This window comes from Clostridium tarantellae, from assembly GCF_009295725.1.
Classification (GTDB): domain Bacteria; phylum Bacillota; class Clostridia; order Clostridiales; family Clostridiaceae; genus Sarcina; species Sarcina tarantellae.
In genome coordinates this window covers 1-11747 of the sequence record NZ_WHJC01000097.1, presented here as the reverse complement: position 1 = coordinate 11747, position 11747 = coordinate 1, and the positions used below count along the sequence as shown (strand labels likewise).

The 11747-nt window shown below is 26.6% G+C and carries 9 protein-coding genes; 1 reads left to right on the top strand and 8 read right to left on the bottom strand.

Translation table 11 applies throughout. The features are described from left to right. Positions 1-37: 37 nt before the first annotated feature. The 3 genes from GBZ86_RS08065 to uvrA form a co-directional block, all read right to left on the bottom strand. Positions 38-193, bottom strand: coding sequence for a zinc-ribbon domain-containing protein (locus GBZ86_RS08065; RefSeq protein WP_152889473.1), 156 nt, complete (start codon positions 191-193; stop codon positions 38-40). Between the two features lie 247 nt (positions 194-440). Then, positions 441-1028, bottom strand: coding sequence for a hypothetical protein (locus tag GBZ86_RS08060; protein WP_152889472.1), 588 nt, complete (start codon positions 1026-1028; stop codon positions 441-443). Positions 1029-1144: 116 nt separating this feature from the next. Further along, complete coding sequence (uvrA, locus tag GBZ86_RS08055) at positions 1145-3973, bottom strand: excinuclease ABC subunit UvrA (RefSeq protein WP_152889470.1); 2829 nt, start codon at positions 3971-3973, stop codon at positions 1145-1147. 364 nt (positions 3974-4337) lie between these two features. On the opposite strand from uvrA, the gene GBZ86_RS08050 reads away from it, so the two are divergent. After that, a complete protein-coding gene (locus GBZ86_RS08050) occupies positions 4338-5375 on the top strand; it encodes a vanadium-dependent haloperoxidase (RefSeq protein ID WP_152889468.1) in 1038 nt (345 codons plus the stop codon). Positions 5376-5534: 159 nt separating this feature from the next. On the opposite strand, the gene gltA is transcribed toward GBZ86_RS08050, so the two are convergent. The 5 genes from gltA to GBZ86_RS08025 all read right to left on the bottom strand — a co-directional run bounded on the left by gltA (position 5535) and on the right by GBZ86_RS08025 (position 11662). Next, positions 5535-6929: an NADPH-dependent glutamate synthase gene (gene gltA / locus GBZ86_RS08045; RefSeq protein ID WP_152889465.1), complete on the bottom strand. Its 1395-nt coding sequence runs from the start codon at positions 6927-6929 to the stop codon at positions 5535-5537. Next, positions 6929-7819, bottom strand: coding sequence for a sulfide/dihydroorotate dehydrogenase-like FAD/NAD-binding protein (locus GBZ86_RS08040; RefSeq protein WP_152889463.1), 891 nt, complete (start codon positions 7817-7819; stop codon positions 6929-6931). Before GBZ86_RS08040 ends, gltA begins: the two co-directional genes overlap by 1 nt. A gap of 129 nt (positions 7820-7948) precedes the next feature. Beyond that, a complete protein-coding gene (locus GBZ86_RS08035; RefSeq protein WP_152889461.1) occupies positions 7949-9115 on the bottom strand; it encodes an iron-containing alcohol dehydrogenase in 1167 nt (388 codons plus the stop codon). 256 nt (positions 9116-9371) lie between these two features. Next, on the bottom strand, positions 9372-11255 hold the full coding sequence (locus tag GBZ86_RS08030) for a sigma-54-dependent Fis family transcriptional regulator (protein WP_152889459.1): 1884 nt from the start codon (positions 11253-11255) through the stop codon (positions 9372-9374). A gap of 89 nt (positions 11256-11344) precedes the next feature. Beyond that, entirely contained in the window at positions 11345-11662 is a 318-nt protein-coding gene (locus GBZ86_RS08025; protein ID WP_152889458.1) for a hypothetical protein, read from the bottom strand. Between the last annotated feature and the right edge of the window lie 85 nt (positions 11663-11747).

The following is an 11747-nucleotide window of genomic DNA, read 5'->3' as shown; positions in this document are numbered from 1 at the left end:
GCTATAAGGTAAACCTTATAGCTTATTTAAACAATAATTATCTTCTATTGTTTTGTTGCTTTCTTGCTCTTCTGCAATCAACGCATCTTACTGGCTCGTTATCGAATCCTTTTTCTTTGTAGAAAGCTTGCTCTCCCTCTGTAAATACGAATTCTTTTCCGCAATCTCTGCAAACTATTGTTTTATCTGCCATTTTAAATTCCTCCATTTTTTAAAGATTTACTCAAATTAACAAATTTCCTAAATGGAGAAACTTATTATCGAATTAAATCTCTATTAATTACCTAATTAGTATAACATAGAAATTTTTATAATACAATAATTATCTTTAAATATTAATTCAAAAAATTTTTTACAGCATTTTTTTATTTTTTATACGTAAATGCTCTCCACTTATAAAGATAATTACTTCCTTTAATTCTTTCTAATCACTAAAGAAATTATTTTATTCCTAATTTCACTTTACTATTTTCCAATAATTTATAAAGTTCTACTCTTGATTTATGTGCATTTCTTTCTAATTTTCTTAAAATTTTAAAAAAATTATCTTTATTTTTACTATTTAATAAAGAATTTTTTTCTTCTAACTTTATATTAAATTCATTTATTTGTTTTAAATTTTTATCTATTGAAGCAATTATTTCATTATTTACTTTAATCACTACATTATTTTTAGATGTAACATTATTTTGCAATTCTTCTTTAAATCCTTTTAACCTTATTTCTAAATCTATATATGCATTTTTAAAATCTGTTAAAAATTTTTCACCTGGCTCTATTTTAGATATATCAATTTTAGATAAATCATATTGAGTATCTAAAGGTATATCTGATAAATAATATTTGCTTTTTTCTGAAAGAATTTTAAAATATTCATCTTTGTCATCTGTTTTATTTATATAAAATTCTTTATCAGTTGTAGCTCTATCTGGTGGTATAAGTGTATTATTTTTAGCTTTACATCCTATGATACTGAAAGCTAATATTACTGTTAAAATTAATGCAATTAACTTTGTATTTTTACTCATACTTTTGCCCGTTGACTTAAATATTAATTTTATTTAAGTCAACGTTCACCTCCTCTTAAGTTTAATTAATTGATTAACTTTAGGTTATGCAAATCAAAAAAATTTATTATGTAAAATTATATTCTTAAATGTTTTTTTAAATATTTCCCTGTATAAGATTCTTTAACATCACATATTTTTTCTGGTATTCCAGTTGCAACTATACTACCACCTTTATCTCCACCTTCTGGCCCTAAATCTATAATATAATCTGCACATTTAATCATATCTAAATTATGCTCTATTACTACCACTGTGTTTCCTGACTCTACTAATCTTTCAATAATTTTTATTAATCTATTTACATCATGAATATGTAATCCTGTAGTAGGTTCATCTAAAATATATAATGTTTTTCCTGTACTTCTTTTTGAAAGTTCATATGCTAGTTTTATTCTTTGAGCTTCTCCACCTGATAGTTGAGTAGAAGGTTGACCTAATTTTATATAACCAAGACCAACATCACTTAATGTTTGAAGTTTATTTTTTATTCTTGGAATATTTTCAAAGAATTCTAAAGCTTCTTCTACTGTCATGTTTAAAATATTATCTATAGTTTTTCCTTTATATTTAACTTCTAATGTTTCTCTATTGTACCTTTTACCTTTGCAAACTTCACATGGTACATAAACATCTGATAAAAATTGCATTTCTATTTTTATAATTCCATCTCCATTACAAGCTTCACATCTTCCACCTTTAACATTAAATGAAAATCTTCCTGGCTTATATCCTCTCATTTTAGCTTCTGGAGTTTGAGAAAATAATTCTCTTATAATATCAAATGTACCTGTATAAGTGGCTGGATTGCTTCTTGGAGTTCTTCCTATAGGACTTTGATCTATATCTATTATTTTATCTATATTTTCAAACCCTATTATTTCTTTATAATATCCTGGTATATCCTTAGACTTATTAAGTATTTTATTAAGTCCTTTATAAAGTATTTCATTAATTAAAGTACTTTTTCCTGAACCAGAAACTCCAGTAATCATTGTTAATGTACCTAAAGGAATTTTTACATTAACATTTTTAAGATTATTTTCTCTAGCACCTTTTATTGTTATAAAATTTCCATTACCTTTTCTTCTATTAATAGGAACATCTATTTTTTTTATCCCATTTAAATATTGAGCTGTTAAAGAGTTTTCATTTTCCATTATTTCATCTAAAGTTCCTGCTGCTACAATTTCTCCACCATGTTCACCAGCTCTTGGTCCAATATCAACTATAAAATCAGCCTCTTTAATTGTGTCATCATCATGCTCTACAACTATAAGAGTATTACCTAAATCTCTTAAATGCTTTAATGTATGTATAAGTCTATCGTTATCCCTTTGATGAAGACCTATAGAGGGCTCATCTAATATATAGAGAACTCCCATAAGTTGAGAACCTATTTGAGTAGCTAATCTTATCCTCTGAGCTTCTCCACCAGATAAAGTTCCTGCATTTCTAGCTAAATCTAAATAATCTAATCCTACATTAATTAAAAAATTTAACCTAGATTTTATTTCTTTTAAAATTTGATCACTAATTATTCTATTCTTCTGAGAAAATTCCAACGAATTTACGAATTCTAACTCTTCCCTTATAGACATTTTAGTAAATTCATTTATATTCTTATTACCTACTGTAACAGCTAAAGCTTCTGGTTTTAATCTAGCACCTTTACATTTAGGACAAGGATTATTGCTCATATATTTTTCAACTTCACCCTTAATAAAATCTGAATTTGTTTCCATATATCTTCTTCTTAAATTATTAATCTCTCCTTCAAAGGAATGACTATATATACCTTTTACTCCCTCTTTAACATATTCTACTATTAATTTTTCTCCATTAGTTCCATACATTAAAGTTTCTTTAACTTCTTTAGTTAACTCCTTATAAGGAACATCTAAACTAAACTTCATTTTTTCTGTTAATGCTTTAAGTACTGCATAAGTCCAAGAATCTTCTTTCATTCTAGAATCACCCCAAGAAGAAATTGCTCCTTCTCTTATAGATAATTCTTTATTTGGTACAACTAAATCTTCATCTATTTCCAATAATGTTCCTAAACCATCGCAACGCTCACACTTTCCAAAAGGAGAATTAAAAGAAAATAGTCTTGGTGCTAGCTCATCAATGCTTATACCACAATTTGCACAAGCAAATTTTTCACTATATAATTTTTCTTCACCATTCACAATATTTATAATAACTAATCCCTCTGCTAACTTTAATGCCGCTTCAATTGAATCAGTTAATCTTCTTTCAATTCCTTTTTTAACAATTAATCTATCTACAACAACTTCAATATTATGCTTTTTGTTTTTTTCTAAATTAACTTCTTGTTCCGTTAAATCATAAATTTCTCCATTAACTCTAGCTCTAACAAAACCTTGTTTCTTTATGTTTTCAAATATTTTCTCATGGGCTCCTTTTCTTCCTCTAATAATTGGCGCTAATATTTGAATTTTACTTCTTTCTGGTAATTCCATAACTTTGTCAACTATTTGATCTACTGATTGTTGTGTAATTTCCTTTCCACATTTAGGACAATGTGGTGTACCTACTCTTGCAAATAATAATCTTAAATAATCATATATTTCTGTTACAGTTCCAACAGTAGAACGTGGATTTTTTGATGTAGTTTTTTGATCAATAGATATAGCTGGTGATAATCCTTCTATAGATTCTACATCAGGTTTATCCATTTGTCCTAAAAATTGTCTTGCATAAGCTGATAGAGATTCTACATATCTTCTTTGTCCTTCTGCATAAATAGTATCAAAGGCTAAGGAAGATTTTCCCGAACCTGAAAGTCCAGTAAAAACAATTAATTTATCTCTAGGAATTTCTAAATTCACATTTTTTAAATTATGTACTTTAGCTCCTTTAATAATAATCTTATCTTTCATAAATCCACCTCATATATAAAACTTTACATCTAAATTATTTATTTTATTAATTACTTATGTATATATTAACTTATATTTAATATATATATACCATCTAAATCAAAACAAATCTCAAACATAAGTTCGTTACTGTTTATTTTAAATCCTAATCTTCCTAATGTCAATTCATTTTTATCTAATAATAGTTATTAATTATATCTAATATCTATTTATATATTATTTTTTTATCTTATAACTTATTAATTCTTTAAATTAAATAAAAAAATAATATTAATTGCCACATTTTTACTTGAAAATCATATTATATAATTATCTTATTTTTTTCAATAAAATTTAAATAAATAAAATAGGAGTGATTATATTTATGAATACAGTTTCTTACTCAAATATTAGAAATTATAATTTTGAAAATCATGATAATTCTTCTAATAATTATAGTTCTACAGAAAAAACTTCCAATACATCTACTCCTCAACCTCAATCTAAAAACTATTATTTTGCAAACTGTAATCCTTGTGATAACACTTCAAGTACTTATATTAAAAATACTAATGAAAAAAACTCTTCAAATAGAAATAATGACGATACCCAAGATAATCGTAATAAAAATATAGAAAATGATTGGTCTAAACTACCTTACCCTAATTTAAAATTTACCTCTTTAGGAGAAACTCCTTATTGTGTTTCATGGCCATTATATTACTTTAGAAGAACACAGGAAAATTCATTTGTTGATTTAAATGGTAACCTAACAAATTTTTCTTTAAAGGCTCCTGATTGTTTTGATGATTTTTCTGGAAAGCAACTTAAAGATGTATTATCTATAAGTAACAAACTAACTGTTACCCAAAAAACTGTTGCTACTTATTGGGGAACTGGTATACCTCAAAATCAATTTATCCCTATTTTACAAAATCTTATTAACACATATAAAGTTCCTGTAATTGTAGCTTCTAGAATGTATTGTATTCTTTCTACTGCTTTAAATGATGCTATGATTATATGTTGGCATTATAAATTTATGTACATGGTTCCTAGACCTGTTCAATATGCTCCTTATTTTAAACCTCATTTACCAACTCCTGAACATCCTAGTTATCCAGCTGGTCATTCAGTTGCAGCTGGTTGTTTTGCTGCTATTACATCATATTTCTTTCCTAAGGAAAAAGAAAAAATATATAGTTTAGCCAGTGAATGTAGTATTTCTAGACTATATGGTGGAGTTCATTATCCTATAGATTTAAAAGAAGGATTTTCTCTTGGAGAAGATATTGCTTTAAAAATTCTAAATTTAATTTCTACTGATGGATGTGACCATTGTTCAAATATAAATTTAATTTATAATGACTATAAAAACGCTAATATTTCTACAAATAACCATAATCAAATTTTTAATATTTAAATAAATAAAAACTGTATGAGTAACAAAAATTATTCATACAGTTTTTTTACCTTTTAAATGATTAAAATTTCTTAATTTTTCTATTTATATATAATAATTTAATGCTTTAAGTACTTAAAAACTAAGTATTTTCCTTTGTTTAAACTATTTACTTAAATTCTATTTATTATTTAAATATTCATCAATAGCTTTTGCAGCATTTTTTCCTGCTCCCATTGCAAGTATAACTGTAGCAGCTCCTGTAACAGCATCACCACCTGCATAAACTCCTTCTTTAGAAGTTAATCCCGTTTCTTCATCTGCAACTATACATTTCCATTTGTTTGTTTTTAATCCTTCCGTTGTTGTAGCAATTAATGGGTTCGGTGAAGTTCCTAAAGACATTATTACTGTATCCACATCCATTACAAATTCAGAATCTTTAATTGCTTCAGGTCTTCTCCTTCCTGAATCATCTGGTTTTCCTAATTGCATTTTTACGCATTTCATACCTTTAACCCAACCATTGTCATCACTAATTATTTCTATTGGATTAGTTAAAACATCAAAAATTATTCCCTCTTCTTTAGCATGATGAACCTCTTCAGCTCTCGCTGGTAATTCTTCCTCACTTCTTCTATATACTATGTGAACTTCAGCACCTAATCTTAAAGCAGTTCTAGCTGCATCCATAGCTACGTTTCCACCACCAACTACCGCAACTTTTTTACCTGCTTTAACTGGTGTATGATAGTCTTCTTTAAAAGCTTTCATTAGATTAACTCTAGTTAAAAATTCATTTGCTGCAAATACTCCATTAGAATTCTCACCTGGTATTCCCATAAATTTAGGAAGTCCTGCACCAGATCCTATAAACACAGCATCATAATTTTCATCACTTATTAATTCATCTATAGTAACGGTTCTACCTATAACCACATTAGTTTCTATTTTAACACCTAATTTTTTAATATTTTCTATTTCAGCTTTAACAACTTCTTCCTTAGGAAGTCTAAATTCTGGAATTCCATATACTAAAACCCCACCTGGCTCATGTAATGCTTCAAATATAGTAACTTCATAACCTTTTTTAGCTAATTCTCCTGCACAAGTTAATCCAGCTGGACCACTACCTATAACAGCTACTTTTTTTCCATTTGAAGGTTCTTTTTTACTTAAATCAACATTGTGTTGTCTTGCCCAATCCGCCACAAATTTTTCTAATTTACCTATGGCAACTGGTTCTCCTTTTATTCCTAATACACATTTTCCTTCACATTGATTTTCTTGAGGACAAACTCTACCACAAACTGCTGGTAATGAACTATACTTTATAATCTCTTTAGCCGCTGCTTCTACATTATGTTCTTTTAATTTATTAATAAATTCAGGTATATTTATTGATACTGGACATCCTTCAACACATTTAGGTTTTTTACACCCTAAACATCTACTAGCCTCTTTAAAAGCTCTTTCTTCATCATAACCTAAACAAACTTCTTCAAAATTTTTCGCTCTTTTTTCTGGTGCTTGTTCTGTAACAGGAGTTCTAACCATTCTATCTTTCATTTCCATTACTTATCACCTCCACAACCACAACCACCGTGATGATGGGTCTTACCTTCTTCTACTTTTAACTGTGCTCTTCCTTCTTCTGTTTTATACATTGTTTGTCTTCTTATAGATTCATCATAATCAACTAAATGACCATCAAATTCAGGACCATCTACACAAGCAAATTTAACTTCATCTCCTACAGTTACTCTACATGCTCCACACATTCCAGTTCCATCAACCATTATTGGATTTAAACTTACAGTTGTTGGTATGTTTAGCTCTTTAGTTAATAATGACATAAATTTCATCATTATCATTGGTCCTATAACAATTGCATGATCATATTTCTTACCTTTTTTTTCAACTAATTCTTTTAAACAATCTGTAACTCTTCCATTAAATCCATATGAACCATCATCAGTACATATATATATTTTTTTAGCTACTTTATACATTTCATCTTCTAATATTATTAACTCCTTATTTCTTGCTCCAATTATTACCTCTGCATTTATTCCATGCTCATGAAACCACTTAACTTGAGGATATATAGGTGCAGCACCTACCCCTCCTGCTATAAAAATAAAATTTTTCTTTTTTAAACTTTCCAAATTTTCATGAATAAATTCGCTAGGTTGACCTAATGGTCCTACAAAATCCATTACACTTTCACCAATATTACAACTAGCTAATTTCTTTGTCCCCAGTCCTACAGTTTGAAAAACTATAGTAACAGTACCCTTTTCCCTATTATAATCAGCTATAGTTAAAGGAATTCGTTCTCCTTTTTCATTAATCTTTATTATTATAAATTGACCTGGTTGCGCTGATTTAGCAACTCTTGGTGCTTCAATGTCCATTAAATATATATTATTCGTAAGTAGTTTTTTATCAACTATTTTATACATTTTCTCCTCCAATTCAAACCCATATAATACATAAAATTGAAATTTTCTATTAAACCAAGAATACTTTTCTATTTAATTATAGAAAAGTATTCTTTATATTCATAACTTTAAATTCATCTATCTGTTTTTCTAAAAATATACTTTATCTCCATCGTATGTACATTCAAATAATTTTTCCATATTTTTATCATCAATAGCTCTTGGATTAGAACCTGTACATGCATCTTCTACAGCATTATGAGCTATAAATTTAAGATTAGCTTTAAAATCTTCTGATGAAACACCATACTCTTTTAATGAATGAGGTATACTTAACTCTGTATTAAGTTCATTTATCTTCATTATTAATTCATCTGTTAATACTGAATCACTTTCTCCCTTTAATCCCATTACTTTTGCAATTTGTGCATATCTATCTTCACACTTTGATCTATTATATTGTATTACATATGGTAAAAATATAGCATTTGCACATCCATGTGGTATATGGAACACTGCACCAACTTTATGAGCCATTGAATGAACTATTCCAAGTAAAGCATTAGAAAATGCCATTCCTGCTAAACATTGAGCTTCATGCATTAAATTTCTTGCTTCTTTATCGCCTTTATAAGATTCAATTAAATTTTCATTTACCATCTCAATTGCTTTTAAAGCTAACGGATCGGTAAAATTTGTATGAATTGTTGATACATATGCTTCTATAGCATGAGTTAAAGCATCCATTCCTGTATATGCAACTAATTTAGCTGGCATTGTTTGAGCTAAATCAGGATCAACTATTGCTATATCTGGAGTTATATTAAAATCTGCTAAAGGATACTTTATTTTTTCATTATAATCAGTTATAACTGAAAATGCTGTTACTTCTGTAGCAGTACCTGAAGTAGATGGTATAGCTACAAATTTAGCTTTTTGTCTTAATTCAGGTAATCCAAATGGAATTACAGCTTCCTTAAATGTAAAATCAGGATATTCATAAAATATCCACATAGCTTTAGCTGCATCGATTGGAGAACCGCCTCCCATAGCTACTATTAAGTCTGGCTGAAAATCTCTCATTATTTCAGCACCTTTCATAACAGTTTCTACAGATGGATCTGGTTCAACACCTTCTATTAATTTAGTTTCTATTCCTGCTTCATGTAAATATTGTTCAACCTTATCTAAAAAACCAAATCTCTTCATAGAGCCACCACCAACAACGATAACAGCTCTTTCTCCTTTTAAATTTTTAAGAGTTTCTAATGAACCCTTTCCATGATAAATATCTCTTGGCAAAGTAAATCTTGTCATTATTTATTCCTCCCAAATTTCCACTTAGCATTATATTTTTATATATGAAATTTTTATAAGTATTTAAATATAAATTCCTTTAATTACATTATTAGCAAATACAATGCCAAAATTATATAAATACTATTTTTTTATTAATTCAATTTATAAAAACAATTTTTCACTTTAATATTAATTTTATGTAAAAAAATAGTGTTTCAAAACTAAACAATTTAAATTTCTTTATTGTTAGATTTTAAAACACTGTTAGATTTTATTACATTTCAATATTATATTTTTTAATTTTACAATATAATGTATTTCTACTTATTCCCAATGCATTAGAAGATTTACTTATATTATACTTATTTGCTCTTAAGGCTTTAATTATTACCTTTTTCTCTACTTTATCTAAATTAAAACTTTGAATTATACATCCATTTTTGCATTCTAAAGGACTATCACTTTTATAATTTAATTTTATTTCATCTTCAATTAAGTCAAAAGACATATTTCCACCTAAATTAACTAAGTTCTCTATACAATTTTCTAACTGTCTTATATTACCAGGCCATGAATAATTAATTAATTTATTTAATAAATTTTCATCTAAGTTAGGTGTAACTTTATTTAATTTAAATGATTTTATTCTTAAAAAATATTCTATTAATTTATTTATATCTCCTTTTCTTTCTCTAAGTGGGGGTAAAGTTATAGGAATAACACATAATCTATAATATAAATCTTCTCTAAATTCATCCTTTTTTATTTTTTCTCTTAAATCTTTATTAGTAGCAGCTATTATTCTTACATTTATTAAAACTTCTTTTTCTCCACCAAGTCTAGTTATTCTTCCTTCTTGTAATACTCTAAGTAAATTAACTTGAAGTGCTAATGGCATTTCACCTATTTCATCTAAAAATAAAGTTCCTCCATTAGCCATTTCAAATTTTCCTATTTTACCACCTTTTTTTCCACCAGTAAAAGTGCCTTCTTCATATCCAAAAAGTTCACTTTCTATAAGGTTACTAGGAATAGCACCACAATTTATAGCTACAAATTTTTTATCTTTTCTATTGCTATAATTATGTATAGCCTGTGCTAAAATTTCTTTTCCTGTTCCACTTTCTCCCTCTATTAAAACTGTTGAAGGACTATTAGCTATGATTTTACAATTAGTTATAATATTATTTATAATAATACTTTCTCCTATTATATCTTCAAAATTGTAAAATGCTCCTGTATTATTTTTTTTAAACAATTCTTTTTTTATTGTCATTGTAATTAACATACCAACAACTTTTTTTTTAAGTTTTACACCTTTTATTTTTAATATTATTTTACTATTTCCAATATATTCAAATCTTATTTCTCTACTAATGCAATCTTTTTTTTCTAATTTTTCTAAAACATTATACCAATCAGGTACTATTTCTCCTATATGATAATCTATTAAGGAATTTTTTTCTTCACTTAATATTTTAACTGCTAATTCATTTAATTTTTTAATATTTCCATAGGTATCTACTATTAATATACCTTTATCTGTATTCTCAATAATATTTTCCATATAATTATAAGTTTCATTAAGTATCTTATTTATTTTTATTCTCTCAAATTCATTTTCAATAGCCTTAACTGCAAAAACAACTAATCCTAAAGTATGCTCATGTTTTTTACAACTTTCTCCAGTAAGATTTAAAATTCCTATTATATTTCCTTGTGAATCATGAATGGGGGCTGCTGAACAAGTAAGACTTTTAAACATATTTACATAATGTTCATTAGCTGTTATTTGCACTGCTTTATTTTCCTTTAAAGCTACAGCCATAGCATTTGTACCTATACTTCTTTCATTCATATATGTACCTATTATAAGATTTAATTTCTTAAATTCTTTTACAACCTTTTCATTCCCTTGTATATGTAAAATACATCCTCTATTATCAGTCAAAATTATAATAAAATCACCATTTCTTAAAGTAGCATTTATCATATTACTATATGCTTTAGATATTTCTATAAGTTGTTTATTTTTAGTTAATAATTGATAGAATTCATTATTATTAACTATTTTATTTGGATAAACTTTTTCCTTTTTTAGACCATAGCTTTTACATCGTTCATGAGATTTTTTTATTAATGAAATACTATCCTCCAAAAATATCTCTCCCTTTCAATATAATATTTATATCTTGCTATATTATACCATAGTAGTAGATTTAAATTAAATTTGAATATATTTTACTTTTAACAATTTTTAGCAGATACTTTTTCTATTAAATTCATAAAATCAAATTCATCTTTTTTTTCAAGATATAAGTTTAATAAACCTTGTGTGTTAATATTTTTAAGCCCCTTATAACCATTAACAATCATTTCTTTTATAAATTCATCAAATTCTTCTTTATTGTTTTTTAAATCATTTAAAATCATATTCTTTACATTTAAAACTATTTCTTCAATTAGTTCCTGTCTTAAAGACTCATTGAATTTAGTAATATACTCTTGTTGTTCCATGGTTAACTTTGATAAATCATTATTTATTAAAGTTTCTATATTTATCATCTTTTATCTTTTCACTCCTTCTAATAGCTAAATTTTTTATTTTCTTTTATAATATCAGTTATTATTTTTAATATCTATATAAGCT